Annotated in this window: 20 protein-coding genes; 11 read left to right on the forward strand and 9 right to left on the reverse strand. The window is 72.8% G+C overall.

Going from position 1 to position 16,929, the window contains the following annotated elements:
- The first annotated feature begins 8 nt into the window (after window positions 1-8).
- Together pstB and AQJ58_RS38195 are read left to right on the forward strand one after the other, a co-directional pair.
- Window positions 9-857, forward strand: a complete 849-nt coding sequence (gene pstB / locus AQJ58_RS38190; RefSeq protein ID WP_067258973.1) for a phosphate ABC transporter ATP-binding protein PstB — start codon at window positions 9-11, stop codon at window positions 855-857.
- 39 nt (window positions 858-896) lie between these two features.
- Complete coding sequence (locus tag AQJ58_RS38195) at window positions 897-2,081, forward strand: pyridoxal phosphate-dependent aminotransferase (RefSeq protein ID WP_067258974.1); 1,185 nt, start codon at window positions 897-899, stop codon at window positions 2,079-2,081.
- A 102-nt stretch (window positions 2,082-2,183) separates the two neighbouring features.
- Here the strand turns inward: AQJ58_RS38195 and AQJ58_RS38200 are convergent, their stop codons facing one another.
- Together AQJ58_RS38200 and AQJ58_RS38205 are read right to left on the reverse strand one after the other, a co-directional pair.
- Window positions 2,184-2,840, reverse strand: a complete 657-nt coding sequence (locus AQJ58_RS38200) for a TetR/AcrR family transcriptional regulator (protein ID WP_067258976.1) — start codon at window positions 2,838-2,840, stop codon at window positions 2,184-2,186.
- On the reverse strand, window positions 2,833-3,303 hold the full coding sequence (locus tag AQJ58_RS38205) for a DUF1569 domain-containing protein (RefSeq protein WP_067258978.1): 471 nt from the start codon (window positions 3,301-3,303) through the stop codon (window positions 2,833-2,835). The genes AQJ58_RS38200 and AQJ58_RS38205 overlap by 8 nt, the downstream gene beginning before the upstream one ends.
- Before the next feature lie 57 nt (window positions 3,304-3,360).
- Between AQJ58_RS38205 and AQJ58_RS38210 the strand changes: the two genes are divergently transcribed.
- Both AQJ58_RS38210 and AQJ58_RS38215 read left to right on the forward strand, forming a co-directional pair.
- Window positions 3,361-4,797 (forward strand): aldehyde dehydrogenase family protein, encoded by a 1,437-nt coding sequence (locus AQJ58_RS38210; protein WP_067258979.1) that lies wholly within the window; start codon window positions 3,361-3,363, stop codon window positions 4,795-4,797.
- Between the two features lie 33 nt (window positions 4,798-4,830).
- Window positions 4,831-6,024 (forward strand): Rieske 2Fe-2S domain-containing protein, encoded by a 1,194-nt coding sequence (locus tag AQJ58_RS38215; RefSeq protein WP_234360438.1) that lies wholly within the window; start codon window positions 4,831-4,833, stop codon window positions 6,022-6,024.
- Here AQJ58_RS38215 and AQJ58_RS45175 read toward each other — a convergent pair.
- Window positions 5,906-6,220, reverse strand: a complete 315-nt coding sequence (locus AQJ58_RS45175; RefSeq protein WP_107122256.1) for a DUF6191 domain-containing protein — start codon at window positions 6,218-6,220, stop codon at window positions 5,906-5,908. The genes AQJ58_RS38215 and AQJ58_RS45175 overlap by 119 nt on opposite strands.
- A gap of 196 nt (window positions 6,221-6,416) precedes the next feature.
- Between AQJ58_RS45175 and AQJ58_RS38220 the strand changes: the two genes are divergently transcribed.
- The gene (locus AQJ58_RS38220; protein ID WP_067258981.1) at window positions 6,417-7,310 is read left to right on the forward strand and encodes an SCO2400 family protein; all 894 of its coding nucleotides are present in this window, start codon (window positions 6,417-6,419) and stop codon (window positions 7,308-7,310) included.
- A gap of 47 nt (window positions 7,311-7,357) precedes the next feature.
- On the forward strand, window positions 7,358-7,957 hold the full coding sequence (locus tag AQJ58_RS38225) for a DinB family protein (protein WP_067258983.1): 600 nt from the start codon (window positions 7,358-7,360) through the stop codon (window positions 7,955-7,957).
- A 67-nt stretch (window positions 7,958-8,024) separates the two neighbouring features.
- Here the strand turns inward: AQJ58_RS38225 and AQJ58_RS38230 are convergent, their stop codons facing one another.
- The 3 genes from AQJ58_RS38230 to AQJ58_RS38240 all read right to left on the reverse strand — a co-directional run bounded on the left by AQJ58_RS38230 (window position 8,025) and on the right by AQJ58_RS38240 (window position 9,779).
- Window positions 8,025-8,387, reverse strand: coding sequence for a cupin domain-containing protein (locus tag AQJ58_RS38230; RefSeq protein ID WP_067258984.1), 363 nt, complete (start codon window positions 8,385-8,387; stop codon window positions 8,025-8,027).
- Between the two features lie 49 nt (window positions 8,388-8,436).
- A complete protein-coding gene (locus AQJ58_RS38235) occupies window positions 8,437-9,180 on the reverse strand; it encodes an SDR family NAD(P)-dependent oxidoreductase (RefSeq protein ID WP_067258986.1) in 744 nt (247 codons plus the stop codon).
- A gap of 95 nt (window positions 9,181-9,275) precedes the next feature.
- Window positions 9,276-9,779, reverse strand: coding sequence for a hypothetical protein (locus tag AQJ58_RS38240; protein ID WP_067258987.1), 504 nt, complete (start codon window positions 9,777-9,779; stop codon window positions 9,276-9,278).
- Window positions 9,780-10,090: 311 nt separating this feature from the next.
- Here AQJ58_RS38240 and AQJ58_RS38245 point away from each other — a divergent pair, with 311 nt between their 5' ends.
- Together AQJ58_RS38245 and AQJ58_RS38250 are read left to right on the forward strand one after the other, a co-directional pair.
- Window positions 10,091-11,536, forward strand: coding sequence for a sensor histidine kinase (locus tag AQJ58_RS38245; protein ID WP_159056393.1), 1,446 nt, complete (start codon window positions 10,091-10,093; stop codon window positions 11,534-11,536).
- Between the two features lie 6 nt (window positions 11,537-11,542).
- The gene (locus tag AQJ58_RS38250) at window positions 11,543-12,202 is read left to right on the forward strand and encodes a response regulator (RefSeq protein ID WP_067258991.1); all 660 of its coding nucleotides are present in this window, start codon (window positions 11,543-11,545) and stop codon (window positions 12,200-12,202) included.
- 19 nt (window positions 12,203-12,221) lie between these two features.
- Here AQJ58_RS38250 and AQJ58_RS38255 read toward each other — a convergent pair whose 3' ends face one another.
- Window positions 12,222-13,448: a wax ester/triacylglycerol synthase domain-containing protein gene (locus AQJ58_RS38255; protein WP_067258993.1), complete on the reverse strand. Its 1,227-nt coding sequence runs from the start codon at window positions 13,446-13,448 to the stop codon at window positions 12,222-12,224.
- Between the two features lie 202 nt (window positions 13,449-13,650).
- Between AQJ58_RS38255 and AQJ58_RS38260 the strand changes: the two genes are divergently transcribed.
- Both AQJ58_RS38260 and AQJ58_RS38265 read left to right on the forward strand, forming a co-directional pair.
- The gene (locus tag AQJ58_RS38260; protein ID WP_067258994.1) at window positions 13,651-14,832 is read left to right on the forward strand and encodes a macrolide family glycosyltransferase; all 1,182 of its coding nucleotides are present in this window, start codon (window positions 13,651-13,653) and stop codon (window positions 14,830-14,832) included.
- Window positions 14,829-15,260, forward strand: a complete 432-nt coding sequence (locus tag AQJ58_RS38265) for an acyl-CoA thioesterase (RefSeq protein ID WP_079079483.1) — start codon at window positions 14,829-14,831, stop codon at window positions 15,258-15,260. Before AQJ58_RS38260 ends, AQJ58_RS38265 begins: the two co-directional genes overlap by 4 nt.
- On the opposite strand, the gene AQJ58_RS38270 is transcribed toward AQJ58_RS38265, so the two are convergent.
- Both AQJ58_RS38270 and AQJ58_RS38275 read right to left on the reverse strand, forming a co-directional pair.
- Window positions 15,242-15,490, reverse strand: a complete 249-nt coding sequence (locus AQJ58_RS38270) for a DUF397 domain-containing protein (RefSeq protein ID WP_067258995.1) — start codon at window positions 15,488-15,490, stop codon at window positions 15,242-15,244. The two genes, AQJ58_RS38265 and AQJ58_RS38270, sit on opposite strands and share 19 nt — an antisense overlap.
- A complete protein-coding gene (locus AQJ58_RS38275) occupies window positions 15,490-16,335 on the reverse strand; it encodes a helix-turn-helix domain-containing protein (protein ID WP_067258997.1) in 846 nt (281 codons plus the stop codon). Before AQJ58_RS38275 ends, AQJ58_RS38270 begins: the two co-directional genes overlap by 1 nt.
- A gap of 125 nt (window positions 16,336-16,460) precedes the next feature.
- Between AQJ58_RS38275 and AQJ58_RS38280 the strand changes: the two genes are divergently transcribed.
- On the forward strand, window positions 16,461-16,929 hold a 469-nt coding region (locus AQJ58_RS38280; RefSeq protein WP_067258999.1), incomplete at its 3' end, for an ATP-binding protein.

Consider the following 16,929-nt stretch of genomic DNA (forward strand, 5'->3'; position numbering starts at 1 on the left):
TGTCCGACATGACCGAAGTAGCCGAGTCCCTGACCGACACGGTCGTCCTCCCCCCGGTGGAGACCACCGCCCACGGCGGCGCCCCCGCCACGCTCGACGCCCGCGCCGTCTCGGCCTGGTTCGGCACCCACCAGGTGCTCAGCCGGGTGTCGCTGACCATGCCCGCCGGCCGGGTGACCGCCCTCATCGGCCCCTCCGGCTGCGGCAAGTCGACGTTCCTGCGCACCCTGAACCGGATGCACGAGATGATCCCGGCCGCCCGTTTCGGCGGCGAGGTGCTCTTCGAGGGCGAGGACATCTACGACCCCTCCTGGCGCCTGACGGACGCCCGCCGCAGGATCGGCATGGTCTTCCAGAAGCCGAACCCGTTCCCCGCCATGTCGATCTACGACAACGTGGTCGCGGGCCTGCGCCTGACGGGCACCAAGGCGAACCGCCGCGAGAAGGACGTCCTGGTCGAGGAGTCCCTGTCCCGGGCCGGCCTGTGGAAGGAGGTCCGCGACCGGCTGCGGCAGCCCGGCGGCGCGCTCTCGGGCGGCCAGCAGCAGCGGCTGTGCATCGCGCGGGCCCTGGCCGTGCGCCCCCGGGTGCTGCTCATGGACGAACCCTGCTCCGCCCTCGACCCCACCTCCACCCGCCGGGTGGAGGAGACCATCCAGGAGCTGGCCGGGCAGGTCACGGTCGTGATCGTCACCCACAACATGCAGCAGGCCAACCGCGTCTCCCAGCAGTGCGCCTTCTTCCTCGCCGAGCAGGGCACCCCCGGCGGGATCGTCGAGGCGGGCCCCACCGAGGACATCTTCGGCTCCCCGCGGGACCAGCGGACGGCGGACTACGTGGCGGGCCGCTTCGGCTGACCCGCCCCCCACACGCCCGCGTGCCGGAAAATCGACGGCATGAGGATCTCGCAGCGCGCCCGGGCCATCGCCCCCTTCTACGCCATGGAGTTCGGCAAGCAGGCCGCCGAACTGGAGGCGGCCGGCCACCACGTCGTCAAACTCAGCCTGGGCGAACCCGACTTCGGCGCGCCGCCCGCCGTCCTGGAGGCCATGCGCACCGCCATGGACGGCCGGCCCATGGCGTACACGGCGGCCCTCGGGCTGCCCGCGCTGCGGCAGGCGATCGCCCGCTTCTACGCCGACCGGCACGGCGTCGAGGTCGATCCGGCCCGGGTGGTGGTGACCGCGGGCGCCTCCGCCGCGCTGGTGCTGGCCGCCGCCGCCCTCGTCGACCCCGGCGACGAGGTGCTGATCGCGGACCCGTCCTACCCGTGCAACCGGCAGATCATGGAGAGCTTCGGCGCCCGCGTCGGCCTCGTGCCGACCAGCCCCGCCTCCCGTTTCCAGCTGGACGCGGCGTCCGTCCGGTCGCACTGGACGGACCGCACCCGCGGCATCATGATCGCCACCCCCTCCAACCCCACGGGCACCTCGGTCCCGGCGGAGGAGCTCCGGGCCCTGTGCGCCCTCGCCCGGGAGCGCGGGGCGTGGCGGCTGGTCGACGAGATCTACCTCGACCTCGGCGACCCCGACGGCCTCGGCCGCCCGCCGGGCACCGCCCTCGCGCACGATCCCGACGCGGTCGTCATCAACAGCTTCTCGAAGTACTTCGGCATGACCGGCTGGCGGCTCGGCTGGTGCGTCGTGCCCGAGGCCCTCGTGCCCGCGCTGGAGCGCCTCGCCCAGAACTACTTCCTGTGCGCGTCCGCCCCGGCCCAGCACGCCGCCCTGGCCTGCTTCACCCCGGAGTCGCTGGCCGTGGCCGAGGCCCGGCGGGTGGAGTTCGCCGAGCGCCGGGCGCTCGTCCTGGACGGCCTGGAGCGGATAGGTCTGCCGGTGCCGGTGCCGCCGGACGGCGCGTTCTACGCCTACTTCGACGTCGGCGCCACCGGCCTGACCTCCTGGGAGTTCTGCGCCCGCGCCCTGCGGGAGGCCCATGTGGCGCTCACCCCGGGCCGCGACTTCGGCGTGGCCACGGCCGAGACCCATGTCCGTCTCTCGTACGCGGCGTCGGCCGGCGAACTCCGGGAGGGCCTGGCCCGGCTCGGCACGTTCGTCTCCACCCTGGGGCCCACCGTGTAATCCACCTGCCACCCCTGCGAGCAGCGGGCCGCAGGCGCCCGCCCGTCGTGTCCCCCGTGCCCGCCGTGTCCCCCGTGCCCGCCGTGTCGCTCGCGAGCGGCCCTAAGCCGGTGCGGGGCGACCGGGTGGTGCGGCGCCCAGGGCGCTCAGGACGAACGGCAGCAGGCGGTCCGCCCCGGCCCGTGCGGCCCGTGCGTCCACCCGTTCGGGCAGCCGGGGCGTGATCAGGAAGTGGCTCAGCATCGGCCCCACGACCAGGTCGCCGAGCATCTCGGGGTCGTCGACCGGTGGGATCTCCCCCCGGGCCGCCGCCCGGCCCACCGCTTCCTCCACCCGGCGCCGCACGGGCACCAGGAAGCCGGTCGCGAGGGCCTCGGCGAGGGCGTCGTTGTGGGCGGCCTCGCCGATGAGGGCGCGCATCAGCCGGCCGCTCTCCCCGGTCAGGCTCGCGGCCTTGTCCCGCAGCAGGGCCCGCAGGTCCCCTTCGAGGCTGCCGGTGTCGGGCTGCTTCACCAGGTCCTCGGCGCGGGTGGTGGCGGCCGCGAGGACCAGTTCCTCCTTGGAGGACCAGCGGCGGTAGAGCGTCGCGGTGGACACCCCGGCCCGGGCCGCCACCGCGCCGGTGGTCAGCCCGCCGTACCCGCTCTCGGCCAGCACGGCGAGCGTGGCCTCCAGCAGGGCCCGGTCCCGGCCGGCGTCCCGGGGCCGGCCGCGCCGGGCCGGGCCGCCGCCCGTGTCCGCACGCGGACCCTCAGGCATCGGCCAGCCCCGGCAGGTGCTCGGCCAGGTGCATGGCGTGCAGCCGCTCGTACTGGGCGTGGGTGCAGCGGCCGTACGCCGGGTGGAGGCGGTGCGGACCGGTGTGGGCCGTGAAGAGGGCCACCGCGTCCGCGAGCCGGGCCGCCGCCTCGGCGACGGGGAGCGCGGGGTCCAGGGGCGGCGCGCCGTCGAGTTCCGCGTCGAGGGAGTGCCGGGTGGCGCCCCGGCGCAGGAAGACGTGCTTGGCGAGCGTCCCGGCGGTGGCCCGGAAGAGGGCCGGCTTCAGCCGGGGGTAGCCGGTCACCGAGTAGCCGACGGTCTGGGCGCAGTGCTGGAGCGTCTGGGAGAGGTTCCAGGAGCCGCCCGGCGCGAGGAGGTCGCCCTCGGGCCGGTCGAGGGAAGCGCCGAGCTGTTCGGCGAGCCGGGTGAGGGGGGCGGGAGTGGCGGCGGGGGCGGTGGGCATGCCCCCAGTATAAGCAATACGAAACGAAATACTTTCGTTTCGTATATCGTGCGCGCCATGACGACCACACCGCACACGGCCACCCCGCACACGGCCACCCCGGACACGGCCGCCCCCGCCGTCGCCCGGCTGCGCGCCGCCTTCGCCACCGGCCGCACCCGCCCCCTCGCCTGGCGCAAGGCCCAACTGCGCTCCCTGCGCGACCTCCTGACCACCCACCAGGCCGACTTCGCCGCCGCGCTCCACGCCGACCTCGGCAAGAGCGCCACGGAGGCCCATGTCACCGAGACCGGGTTCGTCGTCAACGAGATCGACCACACCCTGCGCCACCTGCGCCGCTGGCTGCGCCCCCGGCGGGTCCCGGTCCCTGTCTCCCTCGCCCCGGCCCGCGCCCGGACCGTACGGGAGCCCCTGGGCACGGTCCTGATCATCAGCCCCTGGAACTACCCCGTGATGCTGGCGCTCGCGCCCCTCGTCGGCGCCCTCGCGGCGGGCAACTGCGCGGTCGTCAAGCCCAGCGAACTCGCGCCCGCGACCTCCGCGCTGCTCGCCGACCTGCTGCCGCGCGCCCTCGACCCGCAGGCCGTGGCGGTCGTCGAGGGCGGGGTGCCGGAGACGACGGACCTGCTGGAACAGCCGTTCGACCACATCTTCTACACCGGAAACGGCACCGTGGGCCGGATCGTCATGGCCGCCGCGGCCCGCCGCCTCACCCCGGTCACCCTGGAACTCGGCGGCAAGTCCCCCGTGGTGGTCGAGCCCGGCGCCGACCTCGCGGCCGCCGCCCGCCGCATCGTCTGGGGCAAGTTCATGAACGCCGGCCAGTCCTGCACCGCCCCCGACTACGTCCTCGCGATCGGCGACACGGCCCCCGCCCTGGAACGGCACCTCTGCACCGCGATCCAGGAGATGTACGGTCCCGACCCGGCCGCGAGCGCCGACTACGGCCGGATCGTCAACGACCGCCACTTCGACCGCCTCCTGACCCTGCTGGACGGCGCCGGACAGCGGACGGGCGGCCCCCGTCTGGTCACCGGCGGCACGCACGACCGTACGACCCGCTACCTCGCCCCCACCGTCCTCGCCGACGTGGACCCGGACGCGCCCGTGATGCGCGAGGAGATCTTCGGCCCCCTCCTGCCGATCGTCCGCGTCCCGGACCTCGACGCGGCGATCGCGTTCATCACCGCCCGGGACAAGCCCCTCGCCCTGTACGGCTTCACCGCCTCCCGGCACGCCAAGCACCGGCTCGCCACCGAGACCTCCTCCGGCGCCCTCGCCTTCGGCATCCCGAACGCCCACCTCACCGTGCCCGGCCTGCCCTTCGGCGGCGTCGGCGAGAGCGGCCTCGGCAGCTACCACGGGGCGCACTCGATCGACACCTTCAGCCACACCAAGGCCGTCCTGGACAAGCCCCTCCTGCTGGACCCCCTGCGCGCGGTCTACCCCCCGTACACCCCCAGGAAGGCCCGTTTCCTGCGCACCTTCCTCTGACCCACCCGCCCCCCGCGGCCCTAGCATCACTCCATGCGCTTACGACGAGGTCATGACAAGGCGGCGGCGCTCCTCGCCGCCCTCCCCCGCGATCCACGAGCCGACGCCTACCCGATGCCGGCCGTGCCGTACGGCTGGTACGCCGTGGCGCGCTCCGCCGAGCTGCGCCCGGGCGAGGTCCTCAGCCTGCACTACTTCGGCCGGGCGCTGATCGCCTTCCGGGGCGCCGACGGGCGGGCGGCCGTGCGGGACGCCCACTGTCCGCACTACGGCGCCCACCTGGGCGCCGGCGGGAAGGTCGTCGACGGCACGGTCGAGTGCCCCTTCCACGGCTGGCGGTTCGGGGCCGACGGGCGGTGCGTCGAGGCGCCGTTCGCGGTCCGCACTCCCAAGGTCTCCCTCGGCGGCCTCCCCGTGCGCGAGCACAGCGGACTCGTCCTCGTGTACGTCGGCCCCGACGACCCCTCCTGGGAGGTCCCCGAGATCCCGGAGACCACCTCCCGCGACTTCGCCTCCCCCGTCGACGACACCTGCCGGGCCCGCGTCCACATCCAGGAGATGCGCGAGAACATCGTCGACGAGTCGCACTTCCACTTCATCCACGGGCAGGCCGAACCCCCCGTCCAGGACTGGCAGGTGGACGGCCCCTTCGCGGAAGTGCGCGGCCGGATCCGGCGACGGGTCCTCGGCCGGGACATCGACAACACCTTCGACGCGTTCATGTACGGCCCCGGCGTGATGGTCGTCCGCACCCACGGCCCCGTCCTCTCCGTGACGGCCGTGGCCCTCAGCACCCCCGTGGACGACCGCACCAGCGAGCTGCGGATGCTGTACTACCTGCGCAAACCGGACCGCGCCCGGTTCCTGACCCCGGCCCTCAAACTCGTGTTCCGCGCGGAGGCGCTCGGCGAGGTCCGCGAGGAGGTCCACATCTGGGACCACAAGATCCACCAGCCCCGCCCGGTCCTGCTCCCCCACGAACAGGGCATACGGCAACTACGCTGCTGGTACGCCCAGTTCTACCCTTCGGAGACCGAGACCGCACCCGAGGCCGTGACCGCACCCGAGACCAAGACCGCGGCCAAGACCGAGACCGAGATCGAGACCGCTAAGCCTGCGGCCTCCGCACGACCGCCACACCCCCGTCGAGATCGACCGTCGTCCGACGCGGCGGAGCCCCGTCCTCCTCGTCGTCCCGCAACACCAGAGCCGACTGCCGCTCCTTGAGCTCGTTCTGCTTGCCGGGCGAGAAGCTCGCGTGCAGCTGCTCGAACCCGGTCGCGGAGATCTGCCCCTGCCGGCCGCTGTTGCGCCAGGGCAGCAACCCCGCCCGGCCGGCCCGCAGCAGCAGCTGATCCACGAAGGCCAGCAGAGTCAGCATGATGACGAGCCCGGGCAAGGTCATGAAGACGGCGAATCCCATGGCGCCAGCATGCCCGCCGGGACTTCCGCGCGAAAGGCCCGGGCCGGATCTCCGGCCCGGGCCGTCCGAGTGGGCCTCCGGAAGATCCTCAAGGGATTCACGCAGGAGCCTCACACAGGCTGCACACGGTCCGTCGCCCGAGTCGTTAGCGTTGCCCGCCACCGGACCCCCGCCCCAGGAAGAGCGAAGACCGCAAATGGACTACTGCTCCACGTGTCGCCGACATCTCAACGGCGCCCTGGTGTGCCCCGGATGCGGCGCCTACGCGCCGGACATAGCTCCGGTCACCTCGGGCGGTCGCACGGTGGCGGCCCGGCCCGGCGCGTCGCCCGGTGCGTCACCCGTCCCGTCACCCACTCCCGAAAGCGTGCCGGCCGAGCCGCCCGTGGCGACCGTTCCGCCCGTGGTGACGGTTCCCTCCGTGGCGTCCGCGCAGTCCGCGCCGCTCGGGCGGGCGGCGCGGCGGCGGCAGCTGGCCCGCTGGAAGAAGAACCAGCGCCGCGCCGTCGTCGCCACGGCCGTCGCCCTGGTCGGCGGCGGGCTGAGCGCCGTCGCGCTGGACCGGCAGGGCGGCGACCGGGCCCAGGCGGCGTCGGCACCGGAGAACCCCACCGTGTCGGGCCGGGAGGAACCGACGTCGGAGTACACCCGCACGACGACGACCGGCTCCGACGCGCACCGGTCCTCCTCCGCCGACGCCACCGCCCCGTCGCGGTCCGGCGACCGCGCCCGCGGTCAGGACGTGCCCACGGGCATCCGCCCGGACACGGCCGCGTCCCCGCGGACCGGCACGACGGCACCGACGGCCACGGCCCCCCGGCAGACCACCACCTCGTCCTACGACGGCACGGTCACCACCCCCGGCGGCACGGCAGGAACGACCGGCACGACCGACGGGCCCTCCTCGACGTCCACCTCAACGTCCCCCTCGAACTCCCCCACGACGGACGAGTCAGACACCTCGGCATCGACGTCCAACTCGTCGACGGGGTCCTCGTCGACGGGGTCCTCGTCGTCCCAGTCGGGCACGTCGTCGGCGTCGACCTCGCCGTCGGAGGTCTGTCTGCTGGGGCTGGTCTGCCTCAGCTGACCGTTCGTCCACGACGGGCGGGCGATCCTTGGGGCACACTGCCTGCCATGATCGAACCGAACCCGAAAGCGGACCTCCAGCGGTACCTCCAGGGCGCGCGGGACACCCTGCTGTGGAAACTCGAAGGACTCTCCGAGTACGACGTCCGGCGCCCGCTCACCCCCACCGGGACGAACCTGCTGGGGCTCGTCAAGCATGCCGCCGGGGTGGAACTGGGCTACTTCGGGGACGTGTTCGGGCGGCCGTTCTTCGCCTCGGACCCGCCGCCCGCGTGGTACGGGGACGACGCGGAACCCAACGCGGACATGTGGGCCACCGCGGACGAGTCGCGCGAGGAGATCATCGGGCTGTACCGCCGGGCGTGGGAGCACTCCGACGCCACGATCACCGCGCTGGGCCTGGACGCCACCGGCCGGGTCCCCTGGTGGCCGGAGGAGCGGCGGGAGGTGACCCTGCACCGCGTCCTGGTGCACGTGATCTCCGACCTCCAGCGGCATGCCGGGCACGCCGACATCGTGCGCGAACTCATCGACGGGAGCGCGGGGTTCCTCCAGGGCAACGACAACCTGCCGCCGGTGGACCGGGCGGGATGGGAGGCCCACCGGGAGCGCCTGGAGCGCGCGGCCCGGCAGGCGGCCGACGACTGATCCCGCCCGGCGCCCACGCCCACACCCATGCTCACGCCCTCACTCACGCCCTCACTCACGCCCTCACTCACGGCACCGCGTACCCGGGGACGGACGGCCAGCGGACGGTCAGCACGACGGAGTCCTCCTCCGCGTGCCAGGAGTGGTCGACGCCCCGCCCCCACAGGACGTAGTCGCCCTGCTCGGCCAAAAGGACGCTACGGCCGGGCAGTTCGACCCGGAAACGCCCGCTGATCAGCAGCAACAGGGCGGTGCGCGCCTCCCCGGTGACCCACTGGGCCCGCTCGTCGCCCTTCGGATGGACGCCCCATTTGATCTCCACGTCCTCGCTGTGCCGGGGATCGGAGGCATCCTTGAAGTGACCGAGGAGCCAGCCCCGGTCCAGTGCCGCGTCCTGGCCCGCGTTGCCGACGTACACGGTGTCGCTCATGGCCGGGAAGCTACCCGCCCCGTGGACCGGTCCGCAGGCGGCCGGGCGATCACCACTGGATGGGGCCGAGCCGATCCGTGAAGGTCCCGCTCGGGCCGTCGGGGTCCAGCAGCGCCAGGCGAACGATCGAATCGGTGCCCTCGGTCACGGTCAGCTGGCCCATGTTGTTGTTCATGTCGGTGGCTGCGAAGGTGTGGTTCACGACTTCCCCGGGGGTGGCGGCGTTGAACTTGATGCCGGGGAACGCCTGCGCGTAGCGGACGGTGAGCATGTTCAGCGCCGCCTTGGAGGAGCTGTAGGCGAGCTCGTGCATCTTCGAAACCGGCTGCTCCGGATCGGTCACCACGGAGAACGCCCCGACGGCGCTGGACACCATCACCACCCGCGGGTGGTCGGCGGCCTGCAGCAGCGGCAGGAAGGCGTGGGTGACGCGGATCGGGCCGTAGACGTTGGCGTCGTAGACGGCGTGGACCTCGGCGACGGTCGCCTGGGCGGGGTGGATCGCGTGGCCCGGCGCGCCGGCGTTGTTGATCAGGACGTCCAGCCGGTCGGTGTGCGTGCGGACCAGTTCCTCGGCGGCCGCCACGGACTCCTCCGAGGTGACGTCGAGCGGGACCAGGACGACGTCGGTGCCGTCGGCGGCCAGCTTCTCGGCGGCCACGCGGCCCCGGTCCTCGTCCCGGGAGCCGAGGAACACCTTCCATCCCAGCTTTCCGAGGCGGCGGGCGGCCTCGTGGCCCAGGCCCTTGTTGGCTCCGGTGATCAGGACTGTGGACTGCTTCGTGTCGGTCATGCCCCCAAGACACCGCTCCCGTCGCTCCTGTGACACGATGTGAGCGGCATCACATCACTGGAGTTCCTCGCGCTTCGCGGACAAGTGGGCCTGCGTCAGGCCGCGTTGGAGGCGAGTGCGGCGAGAATGGCCTTGGCGCCTTTCCGGTAGAAGGAGAGGTACGAGATCGAGCTGGTCAGTTCGATCTTCTGACCGTCCTCGTCCATCAGCTTCAATCGGCGCGACAGGCCCCACCACTTGACCCGGCTGGTGGTGGTGGCCCGGTTCATCCGGAGGAGCTCACGCTCGGGTTCGTACCCCCAGGCCGCGAGGGACAGCAGGTGAATGGACGTCGCGGTGACGACGACGACCATGCGTACGGTCACCCCCTGGGAGTTGGCGTTGACCCGGCGGGCCGCGCGGATCCCGATCGCGGCGAGCACTCCGTCGGTGAGCGCGTCGGCGTCCAGGATGGAAGCCACGGTGCTCGACGCGACGCCCCCCACCGCCAGGCCCAGATAGTCGTCCTGGAGACCGAAGATGCCGACCGCCTCGATCGGCTCCTCCAGCTTGAGGACTCGCTGGGACCGCTCGGCAAGGGTGACCAGGTTGATTCTCATGTGCTGCCTTCTTCCGGGGACGGTAATGTCACGGTCATGCCAAGGGGGACCCAAGTCGACACCACAGCGACACCAAGAAGGTGCCAAAGGGCGTTGACAGTGCGTGAATTGACGTGCCGTCGGTGGACTCGCCGAGCGGGCGCCGCAGGAACGCTCCGGCAGCATAGGACGGGGCGCGGGGGGCGCGGATCCTTCGTATCGGCGTCCTTTTCTCCTCCCCCGGAAGGGGTGGGACGGGCTCCGGACACCTTCCTCAGGGCAGGTGCGACGACCCTCCGGGGCACCGGTTCGGCGTGGTTATAGTTCGGGCCGTGAGGACGCCTTGGCCGGCAGCGGTCTGCGACTGGGTGGGGGTGCCGCGGTCGACGGCGAGGGACACCGGCATCGCCCTGCTTGTCATGCTCCTTTCGTTCTGGGACGCCCACGGCAACGCTCTCGGCGCCCCCGCGTCGTCGACCTGGACGGCGTGGCGGTGTGCGTGCGCCGTGATCGGCTGCGGTTCCCTCGTCCTGCGCGAGCGCCTGCCTCTGACGGTTCTGGGCGTCTCCCTGGCCGCCGACCTGCTGGCGCAGGTGTCGCGCGGCGGCGGGCGGGTGGATTCCTACGCCGTGCTGCTCGCGGCCGGGAGCGCGGCGTCGAACGTCGGCGTCACCCCGGTCAGCACCGCGTTCTACATCGCGGCGACGCTCGCGGAGTCCTTCGCGATGCGCCCCCTGCCGGGGGCGACCCGGGCGGCGGCCGTCTGCGCGGTGTTCCAGCTCGTGATCATGGCGGGGCTGCGGACCGGGATCCGCCGGGAGCGCGCTCAGCGCACCCGGGAGCATGTGGAGCGGCTGTACGAGCGCGGTGCCGCCGCGGCCCGGCAGCATGCCCTGCTCATGCGGACCGCGGCCGCGGAGGAACGCCTGCGCGTGGCGCGCGAGGTGCACGACGTGCTGGCCCACACCATCAGCGTGGTCGTGATCCAGGCCACGGCGGCGGCCGACGGCTTCGAGCACAGTCCGGTCCGCGCCAAGGCCGCGGTGGAGGCCATCGGAGAGGTGTCCCGCCAAGCCCTGAAAGACCTGCGCTCACTGCTCAACGCCCTCCACGACGACTCCGACGCGCCCGCCTCCCCGGCCGCTTCCCCGCCCACCGGCACGCCCCGGGCGCCCTCGCACGGGGACACCGACCTGTCGGGGCTCCTGCCCATGATCGACCATGTCAGGGCCACCGGCCTGGCCGTCGACCTCGATGTCGCACAGCCCGTTCCGGCGCTGCCGCCGACGGTCGCCCTGGCCGCCTACCGCGTGGTCCAGGAATCCCTCACCAACACGCTGCGCCATGCCCACGCCCGCCGCGCCGTCGTCCGCGTCGCTCACCGGCACTCCGCGGACGACCCGGACGGCGGCGTCCTGATCGTCGAGGTCACCGACGACGGCTGGGGCCTGCTCGGGGGCGCGCCCGTCTCGCCCTCGCTCGCCGGGAGCGGACGGGGACTGACCGGCATGGCCGCCCGGGTACACGCCCTGGGCGGCACGGTCGCTTCGGGCAACCGGGAAGCGGGCGGCTTCCAGGTGAGCGCCCGCATACCGGTGGGTGCTGCCGCTGCTGCCGCTGCTTCCGCCTTCACCGAGGAAGAACAGGGCGCCTCCCCGACCGGAGGCCAGGACACCTCCACGCCCCGAGGCCGAGACACCTCCACGCCCCGAGGCCAGGGCGCTCCGCCGCCCGACAACCCACCGTTGGACCCGCCCGGTCCCCGCGAAGACAGGTGACGCGACATGCTCCGAGTGCTGATCGTCGACGACCAGGAGCTGGTCCGTACCGGTTTCCGGATGATTCTGGAGGCCCGGGACGACTTCGACGTCGTCGGTGAGGCCTCCGACGGGGGCCAGGCCATAGCCCTGAGTGCGACCCTGCGGCCCGACGTGGTCGTGATGGACATCCGTATGCCCGTCGTCAACGGCATCGACGCCACCCGGGCCATCGCGGCATCCGGCGCCGCCACGAAGATCCTCGTCCTGACCACCTTCGACACCGACGAGAACGTGCACGCGGCCATCCAGGCGGGCGCGAGCGGCTTTCTCCTGAAGGACACCCGGGCCGATCAGTTCGCCGACGCCGTCCGCACGGTCGCCGCGGGACACGCCGTCATCGCACCCACCGCGACCAAGCGGCTGCTCGACCATGTCGCACGGGCCACACCCCCAGGTGCGCCGCGCAACCTCGACAAGCTCGACGTACTGACCCGACGCGAGCGCGAAGTCCTGGTGCACGTCGCCGAAGGACGCTCCAACGCGCAGATCGCGGCGGAACTCCACCTCAGCGAGACCACCATCAAGACCTACGTCTCGGCCATCCTGCACAAACTGCACCTGCGGGACCGCATTCACGCCGTCATCACCGCGTACGACTGCGGCCTGGTCCCCACCAGCCGCTGACCCGCCGTGGAACGGCGGGCTAGGGGGTGCGGGCGGTCCGCCCCAGCAGGCCCAGTTCGTGGAGGAAGGACTCGGCGAGGAGTTCCGCGTCCTCCGCGCCCGAGTTGGTGGCCACGCCGAGGGTGTGGCCGCGGGCGCAGCCGCCGAGGGTGAAGGTGACCGTGTCGGCCGGCGGGACCATGGGGACGGTGGTGACACGGCGCAGGGGGCGGCCGGCGAGGGTGCGGCCGCATTCACGGAGATGGACGTAGGAACAGGCGGCGGCGGCGTACGCGGGGGCGAAGAGGCGGGCCCTGGCCAGCACCTGCCCGGCGCCGGGGAAGGCCCCGGCCACCCCTTCGAAAAGCCGTTCGGCCGCCCGGGGCGGCCGGACCTCCGTGGTCAGCAGGCCGGCGCAGGCGGCGAGCCGGGCCGCCGGAGCGGCCAGGCCCACGGGCGCGGGCACCCGTACGTTGGCGAAGGCGTTGCCGAGGAACTCCCCGTGTCCGGGCGGCCGTTGGTCCACCGGCACCGACAGCCACACCCGCTCGGAGGCGTCCGGGGTTCCCGCCGACGCCAGCAGACAGGAGCGCAGCACGCCCGAGGCGGCCGCGAGGAACACCTCGTTGGTGGTGACCGGCTGCCCCGGTACGGCCCGGCGCGCCCCGCGCAGCAGGTCGCCGGGCAACCGCACCACCGTGAACGCGGGCCGGCGCTCCCCCTTGCCCGGCGGCGGTACCGCCAGCCCCGCCGTGAGCAGCCCGGGACCGCCGACCGCCGTGCGCCGCAGGGTGCGCGGCTCGGCGACAGCGGCGGCGGCGTCGACCGGCGGGGCGCCGTCGAGGAGGGCGCGCAGCAGGGTGGTGAGGGAGCGGCCGTCGAGCAGGCTGTGGTGCATCCGGAACAGCAGCGAGAACTCCCCGTCGGCCGCCCCGCGCAGCAGGTGCAGATTCCACGGCGGGCTCCCTTCCGGGAAGGGCGTGCGGAACCACCCGTCCACCGCCTCCGGCAGGGTGACGTCGTCCTGCACGACCTGCCCGGCGGGGTCGCCGTCCTCTCCCGTCGCCCAGCGGTGCCGACGCGGGCCGGACAGCAGGCGCCGGCCCAGCCGGGGCAGCCGGGCCCACCGCTCGGCGACGAGCGCGCGCAGTTCGGCGGCCGTCGGCGGGGTGCCGCCGAAGTCGAGACAGACCCCGGCGTTGGGCGGCCCGAACGGCCAGCGGGCCATCCCCTCCTCCAGGAAGGGCAGAGGCATCGATCCGGGCATCGGGCTGCTCCTGTGGTCGCGGGATCCGTAGTACCCCAACGGACCGGCACCGCCCTCGGTCACGCGTCAACACGCCGCCGTCCCCACCTCCCCGATGGGGTGATCCTTCGCCGGAGAGGGGCCCGGACGGCGGTACGGGTTCGTTGTGCAGAACCGCGCACCGCACCGCGCACCGCACCGCCCACAGGACAGGACCACGCCCGTGCCCGGCACCCGCCCCGCTCATGTCGCCGTCGTCAACCTGCCGATGCTCGGGCACGTCAACCCGACGCTCGGAGTCGTCGAGGAGCTGGTCCGCCGGGGCCACCGGGTGACGTACGGGATCAGCGAACACTTCCTGCACCAGGTGAAGGCGGCCGGCGCGGAACCCGTCCTCTACCCGGTCGACGCGGGGGACGGCTCGGAACCCCCCGAGCGTCTCTCCGAGGGCTTCGCCCGCGCGGTCCACGCCTCCCTCGGCGCCCTCCCCGCCCTCACCCGCGCCTACGGCGCCGACCGCCCCGACCTGATCCTCTACGACGTGTACGGCTTCGCGGGCCTGATCCTGGGCGCCCAGTACGGCATCCCCACGGTTCTCTTCTCCCCCACCCACCTCTCCTACGACGGCATGATCCCGGAGTTCTTCGACGGCATCCCCGCCGTCGGCGACCTCCCCGGATACCGGGACCTCGCCGACGCCCTCGCCTCCCGGGGCCTGGACCCCGCCCCCCTCCACGAGTTCCAGTCCCCGGCCTACGCGATCGCCGCCCTGCCCCGCACCTTCCAACGCCGCCCCGACACGGTCGGCGCCGGCCGCGTCGCCTACACCGGCCCCATCCTGGGCGACCGCTCCCACCAGGGCACCTGGCACCCGCCGCACCCCGACGCGCGGGTCCTGCTGATCTCCCTGGGCTCGCAGTTCACCCGCCGCCCCGACTTCTACCGCGCCTGCGTCGAGGCGTTCGCCGACGGCGAGCACCACGTGGTGATGTCGGTGGGCTTCGAGGTCACCCCGTCCGACCTGGGACCGCTCCCCTCGAACATCGAGATCCACGCCCACGTCCCCCAGGTGTCCGTGCTGTCGCGGGCGGAGGCCTTCGTCACCCACGCCGGCATGGGCGGCACCATGGAGGCGGTCGCCCACGGCGTCCCGATGGTCGCGGTCCCCCAGATGGCCGAGCAGCGGGTGAACGCGGCCCAGATCGCCCACCTCCGCCTGGGCGTCCACCTCCCCCGCGAAGAGGCCACCCCGGCGGCGCTGCGCGAGGCGGTCCGGACGGTGACGGCCTCCTCCCCGATCCGCGCGGGCCTCACCTCGCTCCGGGCCGAACTCGCCGCCGCGGGAGGGGCCGTGGCGGCGGCCGACCTCATCGAGGAAGCCCTCCGCTGCGGGGTGACCCCGTGATCGACACCCTGGCCTCCGGCACGCGGCCGCACCTCTACAGCCGCCCGATCCGCATGAGCGACCTGGACCCCTTCAACCACGTCAACAACGTGCGTCTGCTGGAGATGATCCAGGACGCCCATGTCGACCTCTTCTACCTCCAGCCCGGCCACTCGGGCGAGGAGATCCGCCCCCGCATGGTCTACGTCCGCCACGAGCTGGACTACACCGAGCCCCTCGCCTTCCAGCCGGACCCGATCCTCGTCCGCACCACGATCACGACGGTCCGCCGCGCCTCGTTCAGCCTCACCAGCCACATCACCAGGGGCTCGCGGACGTACTGCACGTGCGTGAGCACAGCGGTCGCCTACGACGAGGCGGAACGCTGCCCGCGCCGCCTGGAGGAGGCCGAACTGGCGGTCCTGCGCCGCTACGCGCCGGAGGCGTAGGAGAGGAACGCCGTCCAGGCGGCGCCGGTGACCTGGAAGGTGGGTCCGTCTTCGAGCTGCTTGGAGTCGCGGACGTGAATGAGGGTGGGGGTGGCGGCGACTTCGAGGCAGGAGTCGCCCTCGCTGCCACTGCTGTAGCTGCTCTTGAACCAGTCCAGGGCGACTTCGAGGCAGGAGTCACCCTCGTTGCCTCCGCTGTAGCTGCTCTTGAACCACACCAGTTCCTGCATCACTCGTCTCCCCGCAGTTTCCCGATGAGGGCCAGCGACTCCCGGGGCGGGAGGGCCAGCGCCCGGATGGTGCCGTACCGCAGCTCCAGGATGCGGAGCTGCTTCAGTTCGTCGGTCGCCCGCCCGTTGAACGCACCGTCGGCCCGCCCCAGCGCCGTGCCGTCAGCGAACTTCAGCAGTTCAATGCGGCCGTCCAGCCCGGGATGCACCTCGACGTGGGTCGGCATCACCTGAAACGTGACACTCCGCATGCGGCCCACCTCCAGCAGACGTTCGAGCTGCTGACGCCACACCATTGTGCCTCCGAGCGGCCTGCGCAACGGCCCCTCCTCCACCACGAAGCTGAGCGCGGGCGCGGGGTCCCGATCGAAGATCGACTGTCGGGAAACCCGTGCGGCCACCATGCGCTCCACCTCCTGCCGCGAGTAGGGCGGCTGCCGTGACTCGAACGCGGCCCGTGCGTGATCCGGCGTCTGCAGCAACCCGGGGATGATGTTGCACTCGTACAGCCCGATCTCGACCGCCTTCCCCTCCATCTCCGCAATCTCCCGAACCTTCTTCGGATAAGCGACCTTCTTGACGTCCTCCTTCATCGCGGAGAGCAGCCCACCCGCCCCGAGCACCTCGTCCGCCCTGTCCAGGAACTCGGGCCGGGGAATCCTCTTCCCGCTCTCGATTTTGTAGACCATGTCCTCGCCGTAACCGACGGCCGTGCCGAAGTCGCCGGCCCGCATGCCGACCGCCTCGCGCCGGAGCTTGAGTTGCCGGGCGACGGTGGCGACCACCGCGACGCCCCACTCGTCGGTGGGGTCGACCTCCCACCCCGGCTCATCCCCCTGCGTCATCCCGAAGCCCCCTCAGACCGTGCTCGACATGCCCGGACAGCGCCGGACAAAAGGTGGACAGTGACTGTACGCAACGACGTAGTCACTATCCACGGTAAGCAGAAACGGCCACGCTAAGTGACGTGATGCAGAAATCCCCCCAACTCGACTCCGGGCTCCGCAACTTCGACGTGCGCCTCTCGGCCACCCCGCGAGGCGCCCGGCTCGCCCGGCTCCTCGCCACGGAGCAACTCCGCTCCTGGGGCCTCCCGCTGGACCCTGCGGCGCACATCGTCGCCGAACTGGCCACCAACGCCGCCACCCACGGGCGCGTCCAGGGACGGGACTTCGGCCTCCTCCTGTACGTCATCGCGGACACGCTCCGTATCGAGGTGACGGACACGCGCGGTGACCAGCTGCCCCGCCTCCAACACCCCTCCGACGACGGAGAGTCAGGCCGGGGCCTCCTGCTCGTGGAGGCGTACGCGGACCGCTGGGGCGTGTACGAGGGGCTGCCGCCGCGCAAGACGGTCTGGGCGGAGGTGGTGCTGCCACCGGAACGCGGGACACCGTGCTCCGGTACCGGGGGCGGTCCTGCCAAAGGCAAAACAACCA

The organism is Streptomyces sp. DSM 15324 (assembly GCF_001514285.1).
Classification (GTDB): Bacteria; Actinomycetota; Actinomycetes; order Streptomycetales; family Streptomycetaceae; genus Streptomyces.